Origin of the sequence: Actinospineispora spinosispora DSM 44797 (assembly GCF_000429025.1) — a bacterium.
Lineage (GTDB): Bacteria > Actinomycetota > Actinomycetes > Mycobacteriales > Pseudonocardiaceae > Pseudonocardia > Pseudonocardia spinosispora.
The window spans coordinates 1-22,501 of the sequence record NZ_KE386836.1; the positions used below are offsets into that span (position 1 = coordinate 1).

The 22,501-nt window shown below is 69.7% G+C and carries 23 protein-coding genes; 14 read left to right on the plus strand and 9 right to left on the minus strand.

Annotated features, from left to right (window positions below; genetic code table 11):
* Nucleotides 1-406: 406 nt before the first annotated feature.
* A complete protein-coding gene (locus tag G406_RS0137030; protein WP_028937753.1) occupies nt 407-973 on the minus strand; it encodes a CGNR zinc finger domain-containing protein in 567 nt (188 codons plus the stop codon).
* A gap of 82 nt (nt 974-1,055) precedes the next feature.
* Between G406_RS0137030 and G406_RS0137035 the strand changes: the two genes are divergently transcribed.
* Complete coding sequence (locus G406_RS0137035) at nt 1,056-2,228, plus strand: epoxide hydrolase family protein (RefSeq protein ID WP_028937754.1); 1,173 nt, start codon at nt 1,056-1,058, stop codon at nt 2,226-2,228.
* Nucleotides 2,229-2,230: 2 nt separating this feature from the next.
* Here the strand turns inward: G406_RS0137035 and G406_RS0137040 are convergent, their stop codons facing one another.
* Complete coding sequence (locus G406_RS0137040; RefSeq protein WP_028937755.1) at nt 2,231-3,217, minus strand: NAD(P)H-quinone oxidoreductase; 987 nt, start codon at nt 3,215-3,217, stop codon at nt 2,231-2,233.
* Between the two features lie 54 nt (nt 3,218-3,271).
* Between G406_RS0137040 and G406_RS0137045 the strand changes: the two genes are divergently transcribed.
* Genes G406_RS0137045 through G406_RS0137055 form a run of 3 tightly spaced genes read left to right on the plus strand, consistent with a single transcriptional unit; the run spans nt 3,272 to nt 5,678 of the window.
* Nucleotides 3,272-3,913 (plus strand): GNAT family N-acetyltransferase, encoded by a 642-nt coding sequence (locus G406_RS0137045; protein ID WP_028937756.1) that lies wholly within the window; start codon nt 3,272-3,274, stop codon nt 3,911-3,913.
* Entirely contained in the window at nt 3,910-4,386 is a 477-nt protein-coding gene (locus G406_RS0137050) for a GNAT family N-acetyltransferase (RefSeq protein WP_037080659.1), read from the plus strand. Before G406_RS0137045 ends, G406_RS0137050 begins: the two co-directional genes overlap by 4 nt.
* A gap of 11 nt (nt 4,387-4,397) precedes the next feature.
* The gene (locus G406_RS0137055; protein WP_028937758.1) at nt 4,398-5,678 is read left to right on the plus strand and encodes a M50 family metallopeptidase; all 1,281 of its coding nucleotides are present in this window, start codon (nt 4,398-4,400) and stop codon (nt 5,676-5,678) included.
* A 43-nt stretch (nt 5,679-5,721) separates the two neighbouring features.
* Here G406_RS0137055 and G406_RS0137060 read toward each other — a convergent pair whose 3' ends face one another.
* Together G406_RS0137060 and G406_RS0137065 are read right to left on the minus strand one after the other, a co-directional pair.
* The gene (locus G406_RS0137060) at nt 5,722-6,708 is read right to left on the minus strand and encodes an aldo/keto reductase (protein ID WP_028937759.1); all 987 of its coding nucleotides are present in this window, start codon (nt 6,706-6,708) and stop codon (nt 5,722-5,724) included.
* Nucleotides 6,709-6,763: 55 nt separating this feature from the next.
* On the minus strand, nt 6,764-7,234 hold the full coding sequence (locus tag G406_RS0137065) for a MerR family transcriptional regulator (protein ID WP_028937760.1): 471 nt from the start codon (nt 7,232-7,234) through the stop codon (nt 6,764-6,766).
* A 68-nt stretch (nt 7,235-7,302) separates the two neighbouring features.
* Between G406_RS0137065 and G406_RS0137070 the strand changes: the two genes are divergently transcribed.
* The 4 genes from G406_RS0137070 to G406_RS59210 all read left to right on the plus strand — a co-directional run bounded on the left by G406_RS0137070 (nt 7,303) and on the right by G406_RS59210 (nt 10,336).
* Nucleotides 7,303-8,502 (plus strand): MFS transporter, encoded by a 1,200-nt coding sequence (locus tag G406_RS0137070; protein ID WP_028937761.1) that lies wholly within the window; start codon nt 7,303-7,305, stop codon nt 8,500-8,502.
* Nucleotides 8,503-8,746: 244 nt separating this feature from the next.
* The gene (locus G406_RS0137075; protein WP_051343203.1) at nt 8,747-9,130 is read left to right on the plus strand and encodes a YybH family protein; all 384 of its coding nucleotides are present in this window, start codon (nt 8,747-8,749) and stop codon (nt 9,128-9,130) included.
* 218 nt (nt 9,131-9,348) lie between these two features.
* The gene (locus tag G406_RS0137080) at nt 9,349-10,047 is read left to right on the plus strand and encodes an MT-A70 family methyltransferase (protein ID WP_084216667.1); all 699 of its coding nucleotides are present in this window, start codon (nt 9,349-9,351) and stop codon (nt 10,045-10,047) included.
* Between the two features lie 76 nt (nt 10,048-10,123).
* Nucleotides 10,124-10,336 (plus strand): helix-turn-helix domain-containing protein, encoded by a 213-nt coding sequence (locus G406_RS59210; protein ID WP_084216668.1) that lies wholly within the window; start codon nt 10,124-10,126, stop codon nt 10,334-10,336.
* Nucleotides 10,337-10,416: 80 nt separating this feature from the next.
* Here the strand turns inward: G406_RS59210 and G406_RS0137085 are convergent, their stop codons facing one another.
* The gene (locus G406_RS0137085) at nt 10,417-11,172 is read right to left on the minus strand and encodes an HD domain-containing protein (protein ID WP_028937764.1); all 756 of its coding nucleotides are present in this window, start codon (nt 11,170-11,172) and stop codon (nt 10,417-10,419) included.
* Between the two features lie 352 nt (nt 11,173-11,524).
* Between G406_RS0137085 and G406_RS0137090 the strand changes: the two genes are divergently transcribed.
* Both G406_RS0137090 and G406_RS54925 read left to right on the plus strand, forming a co-directional pair.
* Nucleotides 11,525-13,159, plus strand: coding sequence for an L-lactate permease (locus G406_RS0137090; protein ID WP_028937765.1), 1,635 nt, complete (start codon nt 11,525-11,527; stop codon nt 13,157-13,159).
* Between the two features lie 178 nt (nt 13,160-13,337).
* Complete coding sequence (locus G406_RS54925; protein WP_156935353.1) at nt 13,338-14,159, plus strand: hypothetical protein; 822 nt, start codon at nt 13,338-13,340, stop codon at nt 14,157-14,159.
* Between the two features lie 133 nt (nt 14,160-14,292).
* Here the strand turns inward: G406_RS54925 and G406_RS0137100 are convergent, their stop codons facing one another.
* Nucleotides 14,293-15,516 carry an MFS transporter gene (locus tag G406_RS0137100; RefSeq protein WP_028937767.1) on the minus strand — a complete coding sequence of 408 codons (1,224 nt, stop codon included), beginning with the start codon at nt 15,514-15,516 and terminating at the stop codon, nt 14,293-14,295.
* A gap of 74 nt (nt 15,517-15,590) precedes the next feature.
* Here G406_RS0137100 and G406_RS0137105 point away from each other — a divergent pair, with 74 nt between their 5' ends.
* From G406_RS0137105 to G406_RS0137115, 3 genes are read left to right on the plus strand one after another with little or no spacing between them, the layout of a single operon-like run.
* Nucleotides 15,591-16,463 (plus strand): LysR family transcriptional regulator, encoded by an 873-nt coding sequence (locus G406_RS0137105; RefSeq protein WP_028937768.1) that lies wholly within the window; start codon nt 15,591-15,593, stop codon nt 16,461-16,463.
* A 22-nt stretch (nt 16,464-16,485) separates the two neighbouring features.
* Nucleotides 16,486-17,436: a zinc-binding dehydrogenase gene (locus G406_RS0137110; RefSeq protein WP_028937769.1), complete on the plus strand. Its 951-nt coding sequence runs from the start codon at nt 16,486-16,488 to the stop codon at nt 17,434-17,436.
* 14 nt (nt 17,437-17,450) lie between these two features.
* Nucleotides 17,451-17,795: a tRNA-binding protein gene (locus G406_RS0137115; protein ID WP_028937770.1), complete on the plus strand. Its 345-nt coding sequence runs from the start codon at nt 17,451-17,453 to the stop codon at nt 17,793-17,795.
* A 127-nt stretch (nt 17,796-17,922) separates the two neighbouring features.
* Here G406_RS0137115 and G406_RS0137120 read toward each other — a convergent pair whose 3' ends face one another.
* The 3 genes from G406_RS0137120 to G406_RS0137130 all read right to left on the minus strand — a co-directional run bounded on the left by G406_RS0137120 (nt 17,923) and on the right by G406_RS0137130 (nt 21,297).
* The gene (locus G406_RS0137120; protein ID WP_051343204.1) at nt 17,923-19,407 is read right to left on the minus strand and encodes an NAD-dependent succinate-semialdehyde dehydrogenase; all 1,485 of its coding nucleotides are present in this window, start codon (nt 19,405-19,407) and stop codon (nt 17,923-17,925) included.
* A gap of 160 nt (nt 19,408-19,567) precedes the next feature.
* Entirely contained in the window at nt 19,568-20,527 is a 960-nt protein-coding gene (locus tag G406_RS0137125) for an aldo/keto reductase (protein WP_028937772.1), read from the minus strand.
* Nucleotides 20,527-21,297, minus strand: a complete 771-nt coding sequence (locus G406_RS0137130; protein ID WP_028937773.1) for an IclR family transcriptional regulator — start codon at nt 21,295-21,297, stop codon at nt 20,527-20,529. Before G406_RS0137130 ends, G406_RS0137125 begins: the two co-directional genes overlap by 1 nt.
* A 202-nt stretch (nt 21,298-21,499) precedes the next feature.
* Here G406_RS0137130 and dhaK point away from each other — a divergent pair, with 202 nt between their 5' ends.
* Complete coding sequence (dhaK, locus tag G406_RS0137135) at nt 21,500-22,501, plus strand: dihydroxyacetone kinase subunit DhaK (protein WP_028937774.1); 1,002 nt, start codon at nt 21,500-21,502, stop codon at nt 22,499-22,501.

The following is a 22,501-nucleotide window of genomic DNA, read 5'->3' on the forward strand; positions in this document are numbered from 1 at the left end:
GGGGGGTCTGACAGTTTTGCAGCAAAATCCGGGGTTCGAGCGAAGAAAGTTTTAGAGAAGTTGAAGCCCCGGAGGTTGCGTCGCCGACGTACCCGACGACGGTCCCCGACCCGTGAGCCAAAAGGCCCGGCCAGAGAGCCTGCTAGCTGACTGTTGTTGCTGTTTAAAGATTGTTACTGCAAACAAATTTTTTCGCGAGCAGCCGCAGGTACTGGTCCACGTCGTTTCCCGCACACTCCACCCTTCCCCCGCGATCCTGGCCTGCTTCTTGGTGTGGCCTGTCGTTGTCAATCCTTTACTTCGACCCTGCTGCATGTGCACCAGGAGACCGCGTCGAAGCGCGAAGCGGGATTGACAACGACCGGCCACACCAAGAACGATCGATGGCCAGCGGGGAACAAAACCCTCAAGAACTGAGCTTGCTCCGATTGGCATTGAAACGGGCCTTCTTCTCGCGGTTCCCGCACGTGTTCATGTCACACCATCTGCGGGTCCGGCTCTGGCTGGTGTCGAAGAAGGCGGCCTGGCAGGTCGGTGACCCGCACAGGGCCAGCCTTCCGTCGCGTTCGCCCGCGATGATGCTGATCGCGTCGGCGGCGATCACGCCGAGGGCGTCTTCCACGGGGGACGCAGCGCCTAGCCGCCAGTGCCGTTCGCCATCGGGCGTCAGGATCGCTGAGGCTTGCCCCTGAGCGCTGCGGTCGTTGATGACCTGGACAGCGGCCGGGGGGAGGGCGTCCTGGATCGCGGCCGCTGTCGCCGCGGCGTGGATCGACTCCCTCAGCTCCCGGGCTAGGTCTAGCTGGGCGGGGGTGCAGGTGTCCACGGTGAGGCCGTACAGGGCCAGCCAGTCGACGAGCCGTCGTGGCGTGGGAATGCGCTCCACGGCGTTGCCGTGACGCTCCGACAGGGTCCCCGTGAAGCTCGTCGCTAGGACGGTATCCAGTCGGAAGTCGGGGAATTCAGCACGCATGGAACCACCTTAGCCGGTTGCGGCTCGCCGTAATGTCATGTTAGAACCGTCTTAGCCGGTTCCACGATGACCAGGAGGTCCCATGCCCCGCCCGAGCAGCGACGTGCACGTATTCGAAGCGCACGCGACCGATGCCGAACTGGACGATCTGCGTGCGCGACTGGCCGCCGCGCGGCTACCGGAGGCCGAGACCGTCGATCACGCCGCGCCGGACTCTCACCGGTGGGATCAGGGCGTCCCGCTCGCCGACCTCGTCGATCTCGTGGACTACTGGCGTACCGGGTACGACTGGCGGTCGTTCGAGAAGCGCCTCGACCGCATCGGCCAGTTCCGCACGGTCATCGACGGCCTGGGGATCCACTTCCTGCACCGCCGGTCCACACGCGCGGACGCCACTCCGCTGATCGTGACGCACGGCTGGCCTGGCAGCGTCGCCGAGTTCGTCGACGTGGTGGATGAGCTGGCGGAGCCGACGGACGCGGACGCGCCGGCGTTCCACGTCGTGGTCCCGTCGCTGCCCGGCTTCGGGTACAGCGACCGGCCGGCCGCCAGCGGGTGGGGGATCGAGAAGATCGCGGCCGCGTGGGTGGAGCTGATGGGCAGGCTCGGTTACCGCAGGTTCGTTGCCCACGGCGGCGACTGGGGAGGTGTGATCACCACGGTCCTCGGCGGCAGGTTCCCGGAGCACCTTCTCGGCATCCACACAACGGTCGCGGAGGCGCCGCCGGGGCTGTCGACCGACGGGCTGACGTCGGTCGAGCGCAGGTGGGCCGAGGAGACCCAGGACTTCTGGCTTCGGCGCGCGGCGTACGCGAAGCAGCAGGCGACCCGGCCGCAGACCATCGGCTACTCGCTCGTCGACTCACCGGTCGGGCTGCTCGCCTGGATCCTGGACAAGTTCGCCGAGTGGTCGGACACCGACGACAGCCCGTTCGAGAGGATCTCCAGGGACCGCGTTCTCGACGACGTCACGCTGTACTGGCTGACCCGGACCGGCGCATCGGCGGCCCGCATCTACCGCGAGAGCCACCGGGCGCTCGATCCCGAGCTCCGGGTCGACGTGCCGTCGGCGATCAGCATGTATCCGCGCGACATCGACAGGTGCCCGCGCCCCTGGGCGCAGCAACGGTTCCGGCAGATCGTCCGCTGGTCCTCGCCCGAGACCGGGGGACATTTCCCCTCGCTGGAGGTTCCCGGGTACTTCGTCAATGACGTCCAGGCGGGCCTCGCGGCGGTGCTGGCCGCACACCGGTGAGCTCAGACGGTGAGCAACAGTTTGCCGATCACGCCGCCGGCCTCCAGCAGACGATGAGCCTCGGCCGCGGACGACATGGGCAGGGCCGTATGGGTGATGGGCTTGACCTTGCCCTCGGAGATCAGTTGCCACAGTCCGGTGCGGACGGCGGCCACGATCGCCGCCTTCCCGTCGGAACCCTCGGTGGGACGTCCCCGCAGGTTCGTCGCGGCGACGCTGGCCCGCTTACGCAACAGGGTGTTCAGGTTCAGCTCGGCCTTCACCCCGCCCTGCAGCCCGATGACGACTAGCCGTCCACCGGGAGCGAGCCGGTCGATGTTGTCGGCGAGCGCGGCGGCGCCCATGTTGTCCAGGATGACGTCGGCGCCCCGGCCATCGCTCGCGGCGCGCAGCTGGTCGGCGATGTCGGTGTCGTGGTAGTCGATGGCCAGCTCGGCGCCGAGCTCGCGGCAGCGGCGCAGACGCTCGGGATTGCCCGCCGTCGCGGCGACCCGGGCGCCGAGCGCGGCGGCGACCTGGATCGCGTGCGTCCCGATGCCGCCGGTACCGCCCTGGATCAGGACCAGCTCACCGGCTCGCAGCCCGGCCTGACCGACCAGGTTCGACCACACCGTGCACGCGACCTCGGGTAGCCCGCCCGCCTCGACCAGGGACACCCCGTCGGGCAGGGGAAGCAGGTGGGAGGCCGGCACCGCGACCTTCTCCGCGTAGCCGCCGCCGGACAGCAGCGCGCACACCTGGTCGCCGACCTGCCAGTCGGTCACGCCGTCACCGAGCGCGGCGATCCGCCCGGAACATTCCATGCCGATGATCTCGGATGCGCCGGGCGGCGGTGGGTAGAAGCCCTGGCGCTGCAACAGGTCGGCGCGGTTCACCGCACCCGCCACCACGTCGATCACGACCTCGCCGGGACCGGCTTCCGGGTCGGGGACCTCGGTCCACTCCAGTGCCTCGGGGCCGCCTGGTTCGCGCACGGTGATCGCCTGCATGGTTCGGACCGTATCTCGGTCGCGGGTACCCCGCCGGTTCGGGACACTGTAGGAATGTTCGATCTTGATCAGTGGCCGCTGCACCAGCTCGTGCTGCGTACACCCCGGCTGGAGCTGCGCCCCGACGACGATGCCGGTCTCGCCGAGCTCGCCTCGGTCGCGCGCAAGGGCGTCCACCCGCCGGAGCAGATGCCGTTCGCGTTCCCGTGGACCGACGCCGATCCGGACGAGCTGGGCCGCAACCTGGTGCAATATCACTGGTCGATGCGTGCCGCGCTGAACCCACGAGACTGGACGGTTCAGTTCCTGATCCGGGTGGACGGGCAGGTGATCGGCTGCCAGGGCCTGACCGCGACGAACTTCGCGCTCAGCCGTGAGGTGTCCAGCGGGTCCTGGCTCGGCATGGACTGGCAGGGGCAGGGCTACGGGACCGAGATGCGCGCCGCCGTCCTGATGTTCGCGTTCGACCATCTGGGTGCCAGGACCGCACGCTCGGGAGCGTTCCTCGACAACGCGTCGTCGCGTCGGGTCTCGGAGAAGGTCGGGTACCGCGCGGACGGCACCGAGACGTGGATCCGGCGTGGCGCGGTCGCCACCCAGACCCGGCTGCTGCTCGACGCCGGGGACCTGCGGCGTCCTGACTGGTCGCTGTCGGTGTCCGGACTGGACGCCTGCCGCTCGCTGCTCGGCGCATGAGCGCGGTGATCCGGCCCGCTGAGGTCGCGGACCTACCGAGGCTCGCCCGGTTGCGAGCGCAGTGGACCGACGAGGTGGCCGACGAGGCCTTCGAGGAACGGCTCACCGAGTGGTTCCTCGCCGAGGAGGACAGCCGGACCGTGTTCGTCGCGGAGCAGCCGGACGGTGAGCTGGTCGGGATGATGAGCCTGGTGCTGTTCGAACGGATGCCCACCCCGAGCCGTGCCCACTCGTGCTGGGGGTACCTGAGCAACGCACTCGTCGTCGCCGAATGCCGCGACCAGGGGCTCGGCGCCGCACTGCTCGACACGGTCATGGCGCACGCGCGCGCCGCCGGGTGTGTGCGGGTGGTGCTGTCACCGACCGAACGGGCCGTGCCGTTCTACGAACGCGGCGGTTTCGGGCCGGCCACGATGCTCATGGCGCAGGTCCTGTCCGACCGCGGCACCGGCGGCGGATCGGGTCACCCGTAGGCTCGGGGGTCATGCTGTACGTCCTGGGAATCGTGCTGTTCGCACTGGGCATCGCGTTCGCCATCGCCTGGCATGAGCTCGGCCATTATTCGACGGCGAAGTACTTCGGCATCCGGGTGCCCGAGTTCATGGTCGGCTGGGGCCGGACGCTGTTCTCCCGGCAGATCGGTGAGACCGAGTTCGGGTTCAAGGTCATCCCGGTCGGCGGCTACATCCGCATGGTCGGCATGCTCCCGCCGCGCGCCGGTGAGACGCACGGGCGCAGCCGCAAGAGCGGCCCGTTCCAAGGGCTCGTGGAGAGTGTCCGCGCCGAGTCCGACCTGCTGTGGCGCCCCGGCGACGAAACCCGCGAGTTCTGGACCCGGTCGCCGTGGAAGCGGATCGTCGTGATGGCCGCCGGTCCGGTGATGAACCTGATCCTGGCCGTGGTCCTGATCGCGATCGCGCTGATGGCGATCGGCACCCCCGGCACGATGACCGTCGGCTACGTCGCCAAGTGCACACTGCGCGCCGACCAGGCCGCGATGACCGAGTGCCCGGCCGACGCGCCGCCGACGCCCGCGGCGGCAGCCGGGCTGAAACCCGGCGACACGATCGTGAGCCTGGCCGGCGTCCGCTACGACGACTGGGAGACGTTCCGCCGCGCCGTCCGGACGGTCACCGGCACGGTGCCGCTGGTCGTGATGCGTGACGGCCACGAGCAGACCCTCACGATCACACCGGTGCAGAACACCGTCGGCAAGCTGGACGGCACCGTCGGGTACGAGCAGGCCGCGTTCCTCGGCTACAGCCCGGTCATGGACTACCAGACCCGAGGGCCCGGCTTCGTGGCGCAGCAGCTCGGCCAGTACGTCACGGTCACCGGAAGTGCGCTCGCCGCGCTGCCCAGCCGGGTGCCGGAGCTGTTCCGGCAGGCTTTCCTCGGCGAGAAACGCGAGATCGACACCCCGATGAGTGTCGTCGGGGTGTCCCGGATCGGCGGTGAGGTGCTCGGACAGGACAGCCCGATCAAGTCGAAGCTGGCGTTCCTGCTGAACCTGCTGGCCGGGGTCAACCTGTCCATGTTCCTGATCAACCTGCTGCCGCTGCCGCCGTTCGACGGCGGGCAGATCATGGCCGCCGCGTGGGAGTCGGTCCGTCGGCGCATCGCGACGCTGCGCGGTCGGGCTGACCCGGGACCGGTGGACATCGCCAAGATGATGCCGGTCGCCTATGCCGTCGGCCTGCTGTTCATCTGCTACAGCCTGCTCGTCGTCGCCGCCGACGTCTTCAACCCGCTCAGACTCTCGTGAGTGTTGAGTATGGCCATGGCCATACTCAACACTCACGAGGTCGTCAGGCGCTCTCGCCCTTGACCCAGTTCATGTCGGGGTACCGGTCGCCGGCCGGGGTCAGCTTCGACAGGGTGCGCAGCTGGTCGGGGCTCAGGGTCAGTGCGGCCGAGCGGAGGTTCTCGCTCAGGTAGCCGCGCCGCTTCGTGCCGGGGATCGGCACCACGTCGAGGCCCTGGCCGAGCAGCCAGGCCAGCGCGACCTGGCCCGGCGTCGCCTCCAGCTGGTCGGCGATCACCCGCACCCGGCGGACCAGCTCGAGGTTGGCCTCCAGGTTCTCCGCCTGCCAGCGCGGAAGGGTCCGGCGGAAGTCGTTGTCGGCCAGGTCGTGGGTGGCGGCGACGGAACCGGTGAGCAGGCCCCGGCCGAGCGGGCTGTAGGGCACGATGCCGATCCCCAGCTCGCGGGCGGTCGGCAGGACGTCGGCCTCGATGTCCCTGCTGAAGATCGACCATTCGCTCTGCACCGCCGTGATCGGATGCACCGCCTGGGCCCGACGCAGCGTGTCGGCAGACGCCTCGGACAGACCGAGGTGGCGGACCTTGCCCTGCTCGACCATGCGCGCCATCGCGCCGACGGTCTCCTCGATCGGCACCGAGGGGTCGACGCGGTGCAGGTAGTACAGGTCGATCGTGTCCACGCCGAGCCTGCGCAGCGACGCGTCGACGGCCCGCGCCGCGTACTCGGGTGATCCGTCGAGCCCGGTGACCTCGTTGCCCGGACCGGCCACGATGCCGAACTTGGTGGCGACCACGACCTCGTCGCGCCGGGTGCGCAGGACCTGGGCCAGCAGCTCCTCGTTGCGCCCGACGCCGTACATGTCGGCGGTGTCCAACAGCGTGACACCGTCGTCGATCGCCTGGTTCAGGGTGGCGAGCGACTCGTCCTGGTCGCCGGGGCCGTAGCCGAAGCTCATCCCCATGCAGCCGAGGCCGAGCGCGGACACCTCCAGATGGCGCAGTTTCCGGGTGGCGAGGGTGTTTTTGAGCATGACAAATCCGTCCTTCGTGCTCGGGGGGTGGAAGAAGAAGGTGGAACGGGCCGGGTCAGCCGGCCATGGTGCCGCCGTACGTGGCGATCTTGTAGTCGATGACGGCGAGCGCATAGCGCAGCTCTTCGAGCTGGGCCTTGACCTTCGCGCGGTGCCGGTACATCAGGTCCAGCCGCTTGGCGACGGTGGAGTCGCCCTGTTCGACCAGCCCGATGTACTCGCTGATGTCGCTGATCGACATGCCGGAGGACCGCAGGCGGGTGATGAAGATGATGCGGCCGAGCGACTTGCGGTCGTAGCGCCGCTGCCCGGACCCGGAGCGGTCGACGTCGACCAGTCCGATCCGCTCGTAGTAGCGCAGCGTGTGCCCGGTCAGGCCGAGCAGGTCCGCGGTCTGGCTGACCGTGAGCGGCTCGTCCGGTGCGTCCTCGGCCCTGACCGAGCAGGCCAGCAGCTCACTGAGCTCCGGCAGCCCGTCGGTGGGCGCGCGGTCGACCAGGTTGTTCAACACCTCGACTGTGGTCACGCGCCCCACGTTAAAGGTTGGAGTGCACTCACAGTCAAACCCTGGAGCGTGCTCTAGCCTGAGGTTCGATGCGCCGGAACTGGGTCGTGCTGCTGATCGCCCTGGGAGTGGACAATCTCGGCTCGGGGCTGTTCCTGCCGTTGACCATGGTCTACGTGACGCGGGTCGTCGGGCTGCCGCTCGGCGTGGCCGGTGCGGCGGTGACGGCCGGTACGGTCGCGGGCCTGCTGGTTCCGGCACTGGTCGGTCCGCTGGTGGACCGGGTCGGGCCCCGGCCGGTCGTGGTCGTGTCGCAGGTGCTGCAGGCGGTGGCCGCGCTGGTCTATCTGACGGCGTCCGGCGTGGCGTCGGTGGTGGTCGGCGCGCTGCTGCTGGCGATGGGGCAGCAGATGTTCTACAGCGCCCTGTTCGCGCTCATCGCCGATGTGGCGGGGACCGGACCGAAGGATCGGGCTTTCGCCGTCGTGGGCATGGTGCGCTCGGCGGCCTTCGGGTTCGGTGCGCTCGCCGCCGGGGTGCTGCTCGCCGGTGGGGACACGGTGCTGCGCTGGGCGATCGGTGTGGACGGGCTGACGTTCGTGGTGGCGGCGGGGCTCGCGGTGCTGCTGCGGGTGTCTCACCAACGTCCCGCCAGGGACGAACCGAACGGTGTCGGGGTGCTGCGCAACCGCCCCTACCTGTTGCTGATCGGCACCACGATGCTGTTCTCGCTGGCCGTGGACTTCTTCCTGATCGGCGTGCCGGTGTTCGTGCTGGACGTCCTGCACGGCCCGAACTGGCTGCCCGGGGTGCTGTTGGCGCTGTTGACCGCGATGAGCGCCCTGTTCGGCACGGCGATGCTGCGCCTGACCCGACGGTGGTCGCGCCTCGGTGCGATGTCTCTCGGCGCGGTTCTGTTCGCCACGTGGTGTCTGATCTCGGTGGCGGCCCGGTGGCTGCCGTCCGCTGTCCAGCCCGGTTATCTGGTGGGGGCCGTGGTGGTCTTCGGGACAGGGAACCTGATCTTCGGTCCTCGGGCGAACGCGCTGGCCGAGGCCGCCGCTCCGGTCGCGTCCCGAGGACGGCACCTCGCGGCGTTCCAGTACGCGTTCACACTGGCCGGGGTGCTGGCGCCGGCGGTGGTCGGCTTGTTCTCGGTGTCCTACTGGCTGCCCTGGCTGGTGGTGGCACTCGCCTGCCTGACAGCCAGCGTCCTGCTGCGCCCCCTGGCAACGAAACTGCCCGCAAGCGCCGTCGCGGTTGACCAGCCACCTTTCCGAGTGCGGTAGAAGTCGGCTCCGCAAGTCTCCGAAGGAGTTCCGGCGAAGGCCGGCGTACTGAATGTCCGCAACCAGGCTCCCAAGCCGGACGGCGGCTCTCACGGTGACAACAAGCGCGCGCTCAACCGAGGAACGAGGTTTGTTTTTCTGGGAGTACCCCAGCGAGCGCTTGCGCGAGCCGGGGTGGTCACAGAAAAACTCCGCGCGGAACAGGCCCAAGAAGACTGTCGGTGCCCGCGGGTAGGAACGGGGCATGACAACCGATCTGTTCAGCACGCTGGAGATCACCGACCAGGACGTCGCGCGGCAGCCGGAAGATCTGCCGGGGCTGTTCGTGCGGCTGGCCAACGCGGGGGACGTCGACGGCCTCGTCGGGCTGTACGAGGGCGACGCGGTGCTCACCACCCCGGAGGGTGTCGAGATTCGGGGCGCCGCCTCGATCGGCCGGTACTTCAGCGAGTTGCTGGCGTCGGCCCCGGTGTTCACTCTCGGTGAGCAGCGTCCTGTGCTGCGGCTGCGCGATGTCGCGCTCACCTCGACCCGGCTCGGCCCGGACCAGGCGACCGCCGAGGTCGCTCGCCGGCAGCTCGACGGCACCTGGCGGTGGGTGTCGGACCGGCCGGACACCCGGCGGTGAGACACGCCGGGCCGGCCGAGAGCCGGGTTTGAGGCGCTGTACTCCCTATCGTCTTGTGCTGTGGAGCTGACCGACAGTGCATCCCGGCGGCGGGTATCCGGGTTCGCCGCTCGCCTGAACGAGGGTTTTCGCATGGGTGGCGGTGAGTCCCTTGCCACAGGTGTATCGGGTAAATCAGAGCGCCGAATTCGGCTCGCTGGGCGAACAGGAGCCACAGGATGAATGCTGTTCCGGTCACTGACGTGGCTACGGGTCCGATCGTGTCCGACACCTCGGTCCCACTCGGCCCGCGCCCATTGCGGGTCGATGACCAGCCTATTGCGGTCGCGCCGATTCCTCGGCCCGCCGAGGGGTATTCGACCATTTACGCCGATCCGCCGTGGCGTTTCACCAATCGCACCGGGAAGGTCGCGCCGGAACACCGCAGGCTCGACCGGTACGACACGATGACGCTGGCCGACATCCGCGCACTGCCCATTGCCGGTGCCGCCGCCGAGAACGCGCATCTGTACCTGTGGGTGCCGAACGCGCTGCTCCCCGAAGGTCTGCAGGTACTCGAGGCGTGGGGCTTCCGGTACGTGTCGAACCTGGTGTGGGCCAAGCGTCGCAAGGACGGTGGGCCGGACGGGCGTGGCGTCGGGTTCTACTTCCGCAACGTCACTGAGCTGGTTCTGTTCGGGGTACGTGGGTCGATGCGCACGTTGGCGCCGGGCCGCAGCCAGGTCAACATGATCGAGACACGTAAGCGCGAGCATTCCCGTAAACCGGATGAAATGTACGACCTGATCGAGTCGTGTTCACCTGGTCCATATCTCGAATTGTTTGCACGGTACCCCCGTGACGGCTGGAGCGCCTGGGGAGCCGAGGCGGCGGAAGACGTCGTGCCCCGCGGAAAACAGTATCCTGCTTACACTTAGATTCGACTGAGCCAATTCAGGTCACTGTAATTCTCGTGCTGGATCTTCCGCGCTATCACCCGGCAAGATCTGCTTCATGGCGAAGACCCCTACGCTGCGCCGAGGGCAGCGGCTCCCCGGAAATCAGCGAGACAAGATCGGGACCGAGTTGCTCCGGCGATATGAGCAAGGCCGCAGTGTGCGTGAAATCTGTTCCGAAACCGGATACAGCATCGGTCGTGTCCGTCGCTTGCTGCAGGAGGCCGGGGTGACGTTCCGTGCTCGGGGCGGCGCCCGTTCGCTCTCCTGACAGCACGCTCGCACAGACCGTCCACACGCCGCGCAGAGCCTCCAGCCTCTGTGCGGCGTGTACTCGTTCTGTGCGAGACGTCAGGAACTGAACGGGGCTGCTCGGACCAGTAGGGGCAGGCCCGCTGACCTGGTGAGCCAGTTGGCCCTGCCGGCCGGGACCGCGGCGCTCTCCGCTGCCCAGTAGGTGCGCAGGCGTTGTTTGAAGTCGGGGCGCGGGTGGCGGGACAGTAGGTCGGCGACCCAGTGCGGACGCATCTCGTCCAGGCGCGCGCCGGAGACGTCCACGAACGCACCCGCTGAAACGAAGCCGCCGGGGTCGGACAGGTCATCCGCGGCGCCGGGGGTGATGTGCGCGGCGATCGCCGCACCGATGGCGGCCGCCCGCTCCGGTGGGGTGCCGTGGTCCAACGCGAACCGTTCGGTCTGCTCACCGCCGACCACCGCGAAACAGCGGCCGGGAGTGGGCGTGGCGATCTTCAGGTCGTGCAGCAGGCACGCGACGTAGCACAGCTCCTCGTCGACCGGAGCGTGGTCGAGGTCGGCGAGGACGAGCCCGAACAGGTATGTCCGGTACGAGTGCGCGAGCAGGTCGGGAGAGAGCGACTCGCGGGCCTCCTCCTCGGCCGCCTTGGCGAGCGCCGAGTCCGGCCAGTTCAGCGTGTCGATGTCCAACGCGCCGCTGCCTCGCAGTCCGAGCGCCAGCTTGAGCCGGGTCCGTGAGTAGCCGACGACGGTTCGCAGCAGCGGCGTCAGCAGCTGGCGACGTTGTTCCTTGGTCAGGTTGCCGCCGGTGGTCGTCGCCCAGTGCCAGTCGATGCCGTGGGGTGCGCTCATGCGCATGATTGTGGACCACTCGAGCAGCACCGCGGTGGGAGAGCTCGGCCGGGGGAGTGCCTCCCCCTCCCACCACGGTTCCTTGGCCGGCGCCTCGAGAGGAGACGACCGACCGTGGAGTAGCGCCCCCCTGTGATACATGCGCACCCGCGTTCCCTGCTATAACGGCGCGCTCGAAATCCGCCGGCCGGGTGTTATCACGCGGTGAATGGCATCTCGGCGGCATTGATCGCCGGTGAGCTCTTTCCTTCGAGAGTGGCGGGTGTCACCATGTTCGAGGTTCTCATATATGGCTAGCCGTCACATATGTGAATGCGACCGACACAGCGCTGTGCTCGCCCGGAGGTAGTCGATGTACACCCAGAACCTCAACCCGACCGGTTCACTGGCCCTGTCCGCGTTGTTCGCGGCCCTGCCGCTGGTGGCGCTGCTCGTGGCGCTCGGGGTGTTCCGATGGCGGGCGCACTGGGCGGGTGCACTCTCGCTGGTGATCGCCGTGGCGATCGCGCTCGGGATCTATCGGATGCCGCTGGGGCAGACACTCAACGCCGGCGTGTTCGGCGCGGCGCTGAGCGTGCTCGCCGTTCTGTGGATCACCTTCAACGCCATCTGGATCTACAACCTGACCGTCCGGTCCGGGCATTTCGCCGTGCTGCGCAGGGCGTTCACCGCGATCAGTGACGACCGGCGGATTCAGTCGATCGTCATCGCCTTCTCCTTCGGCGCGCTGCTGGAGTCGCTGGCCGGTGGCGGCTCGCCGATCGCGATCTGCGCGGTCATGCTGATCGCGATCGGCTTCAGTCCGCTGAAGGCCGCGACCGTCGCGCTGGTGGCCAACACCGCGCCGGTCGCGTTCGGCGGACTGGGCAACCCGATCACCATCATGGGCCAGGTCACCGAGCTGCCCGCTGCCGAGTTCGGTGCCATGGCCGGGCGGCAGGTGTCGCTGCTCGCCGTGTTCGTGCCGTTCGTGCTGGTCGGGATCGTGGACGGCAGGCGTGGCATTCGCGAGGTCTGGCCGGCCGCGCTGACCTGTGGGCTGTCGTTCGGGATCGCCCAGTTCGCGTTCTCGAACTTCGTCAACTACAAGCTGTGCGACATCTTCGCCGCGCTCGTCTCCGCGGTCGCCGTGGTCGCGCTGAACAAGGTGTGGAAGCCCAGCGCGGTGCAGGTCGGCGCGCCGTCGGTGTCGGTCGGCGGCGGTTCAGCACCGAGCCCGGACCAGGAGCCCCCGGTGAACGACTCGCGGCGGGACAAGCTGATCGCGTTCGCCCCGTACGCGGTCGTGGTCGTCGCGTTCACCCTCGCCCAGCTGCCCGGAATCAGCACCGCGCTGGACGCGCCCACCGTGACGTTCCAGTGGCCGGGGCTGCACATCCTGTCGGAGGCGGGCAAGCCGGTGTCGGTGGCGTTCAAGCTCAACTGGCTCGCGGCCACCGGGACGCTGCTGTTCCTGTCCGGGGTGATCAGCTCGGTGATCCTGCGCGTGTCACCGATGGCCGCGCTGCGGACCTACGGTGAGACGCTGCGCCAGTTCGGCTGGGCGATCGTGACGATCCTGTTGGTCTTCGCGCTGTCCTACGTCATGAACCTGTCCGGCGAGATCTCCACGCTCGGGCTGTGGCTGGCTCAGGCGGGGCTGTTCTTCGCGTTCCTGTCGCCGGTCGTCGGCTGGTTCGGTGTGGCGGTGACCGGCACCGACGCGGGCGCGAACGCGCTGTTCGGCAAGCTCCAGGTGACCGCGGCGGCCCAGCTGCACGCTGACCCGATCCTGTTCGGCGCCGCGAACACTTCCGGCGGGGTCATGGCGAAGATGATCTCACCGCAGAACCTGGCGATCGGCACGGCGGCCGTGGGTGAGGTCGGGGCGGAGGGGATCCTGTTCCGTCGGGTCATCGGCTGGAGTGCGCTGTTCCTGTTGGCGATGTGTCTGCTGGTCTTCCTGCAGTCCACTCCGGTCCTCGGCTGGATGCGGGTCGGAGGCTGAAGTTCCACTTCAGGGTTACATTCAGTAGCCAATCTTGTAATCGGCCACCTTAATGATCTATCGTCCCGTGTGACTGATGTGGTGAACGTGACAAATGGTGTCACAGTGACGTGATGCTGACGGCTGGATGAACAGCAGCGTTTCACCATTGGGCTAACGGCACGGAGGTGGGCAGACCATGAACAAACGAACCGGTAGCCCTCCGAGCCCGGCGCTACATGCCGTAGCGGCCGCGGCGGTGGCGGCTGTGCTGCTGCTGTCGATGATCGGTCTGTGGTCCGCGGCCGGGCAGTCCGCGGCACCTCGGGACGCGACGCCGGTGCTCAGGGCGATGGCGAAGCAGGCTCCGGAGGTGCCCACACCGTCCGGTCTGCCGACTCCCTCGGGCTTGCCGACTCCGTCCGGCCTGCCCTCGCCGTCCGGTCTACCGGTTCCCTCCGGCCTGCCGAGTCCGTCGGGTCTGCCGGTCCCGTCCGGGGTTCCCTCCGGTCTGCCCTCGGGCCTGCCGTCCGCGCCGAGCCTCCCGTCGGGGTTGCCCTCCGGTCTGCCTTCCGGGCTTCCGTCGGCGCCGAGCCCTCCGTCCGGTCTGCCCGCGGGTGTGCCCCCGGTTCCGGGTGGACTGCCCGCCGGTCTTCCGGCCGCGCCGAGTCTTCCGGCCGGTGTGCCCGCGGGTCTGCCGGCCGGCGTCCCGCCGCTTCCGGGCGGTCTGCCCGCCGCACCTCAGCTCCCGGCTGGTCTCCCGCCCGTTCCGGCTGCCGTTCCGCCGGTCCCGGCGGGGCTTCCCGCCGGCCTCCCGGCCGCACCCGCCGCTCTACCCGCCGCGCCGGCCGGACTGCCGGCTGCGCCCGCCGGCCTGCCGCCGGTTCCGGCCGACCTCCCGGCGGCGCCCGCCGCGTCGGTGTCCGATGGCTATCCGGCGGCCGCCGCGCCCGACGGGACCACCCTCGACTCGTCGAACACGGTCCCGAGCGCCACGTCGAACACGATGCCGAACGACTGAGGTCTTTGTCGCGCCGGGCGGGGGCTCCCGGCGGGCACTTCGGAAGCCCCGGAGTCCCCGCGCCCTGGATAACGGCGGCGCGACATCGGAGGGGGGCGGCGGCCAGTGCCCGAGCTGGCCGCCGCGCTAACCCTCAGGACCGACGTTCGAGCCGGAGCACGATCGCCAGCGCGGTGAGTGCGAGCGCGGCGGTGGCGATCGTGAAGGCGATGCCCGCGGTGCGCAGGCCGAACAGCTGGGCCGCGCACCCGACCAGGATCACCGGCACGGAGATGCCCAGGTAGGCGACGACGAAGAAGCTCGAGACGGTCTCCGCGCGCCGGTCGGCGGGGCTGTGCTCGGTGATCGCCAGCATGCCCGCGCGGAAGCTGATGCCCTGGCCGATGCCGACCACCACGGTTCCGATGACCAGCGCGACGAGCGATGCGGTGCCCAGCGCGGCGGCGATCGCGGCCAGGCCGGTCACGAGCACCAGGCAGCCGGCCGGTAGCGCGGCGCGGGTGGACAGCCGGACGTGGGCCGCCTGACCGAGCAGCGAACCGGCGAACATGCTGAACACAACCGCGCCGGCCAACGCCCGGCTCGGCAGGTGCAGCAACGTGCTCAGGAAGCCGGGCTCGATCGCGGTCAGCAGACCGAACACCGCGAACGCGGCGAACACCGCGACGGCGGCGGGCAGGAACACGGCGCGAGCCTGCTCCGGCACGCCGAGCCGCTGCGCCCTCGGCCATCCCGTCCTGGTCGCGGTGACGGTCTCCGGTGCGAACCACACCCCGATGGCGGCCGGGACGAGCAGCATGAGGTTCACCAGGAACGGCAGGCGCAGCGGCGCGGGGGCGTACTCGGCGAGCAGCCCGGCCAGCAACGGACCGCAGCCGAGACCGAGCATGTTGACCGCCGTGGCGATCATGGTCGCGCGGTGATGGTGGCGAGGCCCGAACAGCTCGACCAGCGCGACCGTCGCGGTCCCGGTGCACAGGCCCGCCGACAGGCCGGAGAGGACTCGGCCGACGAACAGTGCGGTGAGTCCGCTGTCGGTCAGGAAGACCAGCGCGGACAGCGCCGAGACGGCCAGCGCGGCCAGCAGCACCCGGCGTCTGCCGAGCAGGTCCGACGCGCGCCCGAACAGCAGCAGCGCGGCGAGGACCCCGGCCGCGTACACCGCGTAGATGACCGTGGTCAGCAGGTTGGAGAAGTCGAACTGTCGCTGGTAGAGCGGGTACAGCGGGGTCGGCAGTGTCGTACCGAGCATCGTCGCGGCGAACGCGTAGGCCACCAGCGCGCCCGCCACCGGCCCGGACGGGCGACGTCGAGTGGCCGGCCTCGGATCGAGTGTCAGATCGTCGTGCAGGGTCATGACTCCAGGGTGACTCGCGGTTCGCCATTGATCTAACAGATTGTTCCGATGTCTGTGATCGGTACAGTCGATGCATGGAGTTGCGGCAGCTCGAACACTTCGTGGCGGTCGTCGAGGAGAGGCACTTCACTCGTGCCGCGGCGCGCGTGCACATCGTCCAGTCGAGCCTGTCCAGCTCCATCCGGGCGCTGGAGCGTGAGCTGGGCGGTGCACTGCTGACCAGGGGGAGCCGGAGCGTCGAGCTGACCGAGGCCGGGCGGGCGCTGCTGCCCGCCGCGTACCGGGCGCTCGCCGCGGCCAGGGAAGGCCGCGAGGCGGTCGACGCGGTGCGCGGCCTGCTGCGCGGCGAGCTGCGGATCGGGATGATCCAGTCGTTCGGCATCGTCGAGGTCCCCGCGCTGCTCGCCGACTTCCACCGGCGCCATCCCGCCGTGGTGTTGCGGCTGCGCAACAACAACGTCGGCTCGCTGGTCCACGCCACGGCGGAGGGTGAGCTGGACATCGCGTTCGTCGACCACCCGTTCGACCTCGGCAGGGTGCGGGCGTTCCCGCTGGGCGCCGAGCCGCTCGTGCTCGTGGCGGCCCCGGACCACCCGCTGGTCGGTGCCCCTCTGGTACGGCTCGACGCACTCGCGGACGAGGACTTCGTCGAGTTCCGCGCCGACTCGGCGTTGCGGGCGCGCATCGACGCCGGGTGCGCCGAGGCCGGGCTGTCCCGCCGGAGCTGCTGCGAGGTGGACACGTTCGCCGACCTGGTCGAGCTGGTCCGGCACGGGCTCGGGGTGTCGCTGCTTCCCCGGTCGACGGCACGTCACGCCGACCGGGTCGCGGCGATACCGATCGAACCGGCGATCGTGCGCGAGCTCGCCGTGGTCGTAGCCGCCGACCGGTCTCCGGTACCCGCCGCGGCCGCGTTGCTCACCGAACTGGGCTTGACCTCAACTTAAGTTGATGGTTCACGCTCGGGTCATGAGGATGATGCAGGTCGACGAGTTCGGCGGGCCCGAGGTGTTCCGAATGGTGACGGCGCCGGACTTGGTCGCCGGGCCGGGCCACGTGGTGATCGACGTCGTGGTGGCCGGTGTGCTGTCGGTCGACGCGATGATCCGGCGCGGTGAGGGCGGCGACTACTTCACGGTCCGTCCGCCGTACGTACCCGGCGCGGGCGTGGCCGGGCAGGTGCGTTCGGTCGGCGACGGTGTCGCCGGGGAGTGGGTCGGGCGGCGGGTGCTGGCCGCCCTCGGCGGGGGCGGCTACGCGAGCCAGGTGACCGCCACCGAATCGGCGCTGATCCCGGTGCCGGACGGCCTGGGCCTGGACACCGCGGTGGCGCTGCTGCACGATGGTGCGACCGCGCTCGGAGTGCTCGAACGGACCCCCGTGCGCCGAGGTGACACCGTATTGATCCAACCAGCGGCGGGTGGGCTCGGCACGCTGCTCGTCCAGCTGGCGCACCGTGCTGGGGCGTACGTGATCGGTGCTGCTCGGGGTGCTCACAAGCTGGAGCTGATCACCGAGCTGGGCGCCGATCTCGCCGTCGACTACAGCGAGCCCGGCTGGCTCGACCGGCTGCCCGAGCTGGACGTCGTGTTCGACGGCGTCGGGGCGCAGCTGGGCCGGGCGGCGTTCTCCCGGGTGGTGGTGGGCGGCCGATACTCGAACTACGGGCGCGCCGGTGGTTCGCCGATCGCGATTCCCCCTGCGGAGGCCCGTGCGCGGGGCGTGTCGACGATCGGAATGGAGCAGCTGGCCGACCTGGCCGCCGAGCTCCACCCCCGCGCCGCGGGGCTGCTGCACGAGGCGGCGGCCGGACGCCTGCGGCCGATCATCAGCCGCACCTACCCGCTGGAGCAGGCGGCGCGGGCGCACGCGGCGATCGAGGCGCGGGAGGTGCTCGGCAAGTCGCTGCTGGTGCCGTGAGGATAATTCGCCAGGTGAGTACGGCAGCGAAGGAACAGACGACGCCGGAGGCGTTCTTCTCGGTCGACATGCGTGTCGGCCGGGTGACCGACGTGCGGGAGTTCCCCGAGGCGCGCCGGCCGGCGTGGAAGGTGACGGTCGACTTCGGCGACATCGGTGAGCTGCAGACCAGTGCACAGATCACCAACTACACCCGCGAACAGCTCATCGGGCGTCTGGTGGTCGGCGCGGTCAACCTGGGCGCGAAGCGTATAGCCGGCTTCCGCAGCGAGTTCCTGCTCCTGGGCGGCTGCACCGCCGACGGCACGGTCCACCTGCTCGCTCCCGACGCCGGAACCCCCGGCGACCCGGTGGCCTGACACCAGCCGCGAAGGCCCGGGCCCGCGCGGGCGCGGCCGGCGCACCGTGCACACCTTCGTGCTGCGTCGCACACGTCCGGACATGTGCGACGCAACAAGAGGATGTGCAAAGAACACCCCGAGGCCCTTAAACCGGAACAGCGATGTACTTGATCTCGAGGAACTCGTCGATCCCGACGCGGCCACCCTCGCGGCCGAGGCCGGACTGCTTGATCCCGCCGAAGGGCGCGGCAGGGTCCGACACGATGCCGGTGTTCAGCCCGACCATGCCGACCTCGAGTGCTTCGCTGACCCGCATGGAGCGCTGGAAGTCGCGGGTGAACAGGTAGCCGACCAGGCCGAACTCGGTGTCGTTCGCCAGCGCGACGACCTCGTCCTCGTCGTCGAACGGGATCAGTGGCGCGACCGGGCCGAACACCTCGGTGGTCAGCATCTGGCTGTCGGTGGACACGCCGGACAGCACTGTCGGCGGGTAGAAGTAGCCGTCGCCGGAGGGCGCCTTGCCGCCGGCGAGGACTTCGGCGCCCCTGCCGACCGCGTCGTCGACGAGCGTCTGGACCTTGGAGCGTCCCGCCTCGTCGATCAGCGGCCCGACGTCGACACCCTGCGCGGTGCCCGGGCCGACCTTGAGTGCCGTCATGCGTTCGGTGAACCGCCGCGCGAACTCGTCGTACACCGAGCGGTGCACGAACATCCGGTTCGCCGCGGTGCACGCCTCGCCCATGTTGCGCATCTTCGCGGCCATCGCGCCGTCGACCGCGACGTCCAGGTCGGCGTCGTCGAAGACGATGAGCGGTGCGTTGCCGCCCAGCTCCATCGAGGTGCGCAGCACCGTGTCGGCGCTCTGGTTGAGCAGCAGGCGCCCGACCTGGGTGGACCCGGTGAACGACATCTTCCGGATGACCCCGCCGCGCAGCAGCGGCTCGGTCAGCCCGCCCGCGTCGGTCGTCGTCACGATGTTGACCACACCCGGCGGCAGCCCGGCTTCGGTCAGCACGGTCGCCAGCGCGAGGCTCGACAACGGGGTCTGCGGCGCGGGCTTGAGGACCATCGTGCAGCCGGCCGCGATCGCCGGGGCGATCTTGCGGGCGCCCATGGCGAGCGGAAAGTTCCACGGCGTGATCAGCAGGCACGGCCCGACCGGCTGGCGGATCACCATCTGGCGGGTCTTGCCGTTCGGCAGCACCGACAGGTCACCCTCGATGCGCACCGCCTCCTCGGAGAACCACCGGAAGAACTCGGCGGCGTAGGCGACCTCGCCGCGCGCGTCCGGCAGCGGCTTGCCCATCTCCAGGGTCATCAGCAGCGCCAGCTCGTCGACCCGTTCCAGCAGCAGCTCGTGGGTGCGGCGCAGGATCAGGCTGCGCTCGCGGGGCGCGACGCGCGCCCAGTCGCGCTGCGCGGCCGCCGCGGCGTCGGCGGCCGCTTGGCCGTCGGCGGGTGTCGCGTCGGCGATGCTGCACAGCGTCTCGCCGGTCGCCGGGTTGCTCACCGTCATCTGGCCGCCGCCCGTCGCGTCGCGCCACTCGCCGCCGATGAACAGCTGCTTCGGCACGGCGCCGACCGGGTCGATGCTCGCGGAGTTCCTGTCAGTCGTCGTTGCCGCACTCATGCCAGCCACCGTAACGCCGCACCCCCACATCCCGCCGTCCCTGACGCTCACTCCCGGCCCCGTCCGACACGAATGTGGCTTTAGGGACGTTCAACGTCCCTAAAGCCACATTCGTGCCAGTGGGAGAGTGCGGTAGGGGCGGGTCGGGGGTGGGGTGGGGTCAGGACCAGGTGCGGTGGGAGCGGGTTGACCAGTAGGCCTCGGGGGGTTCCGCGAGGTCGGCTACGGCTGCCAGGGTGTCGGTCGACAGGGCGAGCGGCTCGGCTCCGATGTTGCTGTCGAGCTGTGCCGAGGTGACCGCGCCGGACAGGACGCGCCAGGCCCAGGGCTGGGCCAGCGCGGCAGCGATGGCCAGCTGGTCGACGCCGATACCCAGGTCCTCCGCCAGCTCGGCCGCGCGACGGGAGCCGGGCGAGTCGTCGACGCCACCGGGCGCGAGCCGCCCGTTGGCCACCGGCTCCTTGACGATCACCAGCGCGCCCGCGTCGGCGGCCTCGGCCAGCGCGGCGCCGACCGAGGTCTCCAGGACGTTCCAGGTGGACTGGACCGAGGTGAACAGCGGCTGCCCGCCGACCTCGACGTCGAGTGCCCTGCGCACGGTGTCGGACTGGCGTGGGCCGGACGTGGACAGCCCGATCCGCACTCCGCTGTCGCGCAGCTGCGCCAGAGCGCGGTGCAGCGCGGCGTCGTCGAGCACGCCGGTCTCCAGCGTCGCCGAATGCACGTGGTAGATGTCCAGCCGCTCGCCGAGCAGCTTCCTGGTCAGTGGGTACTGCTCGGTGAACGCGGCGAGCGAATGGTCCTTCACCTCGTGCACGGACGCGTCCATGCGCCATTCGCCGACGTAGCGGTAGCCCCACTTCGAGCCGATCGTGACGTCGTCGATCTCCGGGCGCCTGGCCAGCCAGTCGGCGAGGAACTCCTCGGCCCTGCCGTAGGAACGGGCCACGTCCAGATAGCGGACGCCGGCCGCGTACGCCTCGTCCAGCACGGTGATGCTGCGCATCCGCAGCTGCTCGACGTCGCGCTGCTCGCCGAGGTCGTGCTCGCGGCCGGAGTTGATGTATGCGGGACGGGCCAGCGCGGCGAGCCCGAGGCCCACCCTCGACTCGGCCGCCATCAGGCGCTCGCCGCCGAGTCGGCCGAGTAGATCGGGGGCCAGCTCGGTGCGCCGAGCTCGTGGGAGATGGACCGGGCGGCGTCGCGCAGCGCCTCGATGTCCGAGTCGGCGAGCGGCCAGCGGCTGGTCGGGACGACGAGGCTCAGCGCGCCGGGCACCATGCCGCTCGCGTCTACGAGCGGGGCGGCGACACCGCACTCGCCGATCACCGCCTCCTCGACCTCGGTGGCCAGCCCGGTGCGCTTGACCTCGTCGATCTCGGCGAGCAGCGCGGCGGGCTGGGTGATCGTGTCGCCGGTCATGCTGCGTAACCCGGCGGCCAGGGTCTCCTCCACGTGCGCGTACGCGACGAGTGCCTTGCCCAGCGCGCAGGCGTGCGCCGGGATGACGATGCCGACCTCGGGCATCTGCCGCGTGCCGTCCGGCCGGGGCTCGTGGTGCACGACGACGACCTCGCCCAGCAGCAGCACGCCGGCGCGGACCGCGCAGCCGGTGCGTTTGGCCAGGTCCTCGCTCCAGCTGATCACCCGGGACCGCAGCTCCAGGGTGTGCAGGTACACGTTGCCCAGCCGCAGCGTCGCCGGGCCGAGCCGGTACCGCCCGGAATCGCGCTCCTGGGCGACCATGCCGTGCTGCAGCAGCGTGCGGATGATGCCGTGCACGGTCGACGGGGCCAGGTCCAGCTCGGTGGCGATCTCACCGAGACTCATCCGCCGTGCGCCCTGCAGGGCCGTCAGGATACGCACCGCGCGGTCCACTGCCTGGATCACTGCTTGCCCTTCGTCGGTTCGCTTGTGCCTCGGATCATAGCGCTGTATCGTCCTGACTCGTTCGACAATGTCGAATGACTTTCCGAAAAATTCGGCGTAGCTTCTGGATACCTAGCAGCCAGCCCAACCCTCAGTCAGTCTGAACACCGGGAGCAACTGTGGACCAACTGTGGAGCAGTGACGCTCCTGACCGGAGACCAGCATGAAGAAGCTCATCAACGACCCGGCCGATGTCGTCGCCGACGCGCTGCGCGGAATGGCGGCGGCACACCCCGAGCTGGCGGTCGACCACCAGAACAAGATCGTTCATCGGGCCGATGCACCGGTGCGCGGGAAGGTCGGGCTGCTCTCCGGCGGCGGGTCCGGTCACGAGCCACTGCACGGCGGGTTCGTCGGCGCCGGCATGCTGGACGCGGCCTGCGCGGGTGAGGTGTTCACCTCCCCGGTCCCGGACCAGATCGTCGAGGCGACCAAGAAGGTCGACGGCGGCGCGGGCGTGCTGCACATCGTCAAGAACTACACCGGCGACGTGATGAACTTCGAGCTGGCAGCCGAGCTGGCCGCCGCCGAGACCGACGTCGAGGTCGCCGTGGTGATCACCAACGACGACGTCGCGGTGCAGGACAGCACCTACACGGCGGGCAGGCGAGGTGTCGGCGGCACCGTGCTGGTCGAGAAGATCGCCGGTGCCGCTGCCGCCGAGGGCCGCTCACTGGTCGAGGTCGTCGCGGTCGCGAACCGGGTCAACGCGCACAGCAGGAGCATGGGTGTCGCGCTGACCTCGTGTGTCGTGCCCGCCGCCGGCCGGCCGACGTTCGAGCTGTCGGACGACGAGATGGAGATGGGCGTCGGTATCCACGGTGAGCCCGGCAGGCGCCGGGTGCCGTTGGCGCCCGCGAAGGAGGTCGCCGAGCAGCTGCTCGAGCCGATCCTCGCCGACCTCGACTTCACCGGCGACGGCGGCGTGCTGGCCTTCGTCAACGGGCTCGGTGGCACGTCGATGCTCGAGCTGTACCTGATGTACGCGGAGGTCCAGGCCATCCTGGACAAGGCCGGTGTACGGATCGCCAGGTCGCTGGTGGGCCCGTACATCACGAGCCTGGAGATGGCCGGATGCTCGGTCACCCTGCTGAAGATGGACGACGAGATGGTCCGGTTGTGGGATGCGCCGGTGCACACACCGGCGCTGCGCTGGGGGGTGTGA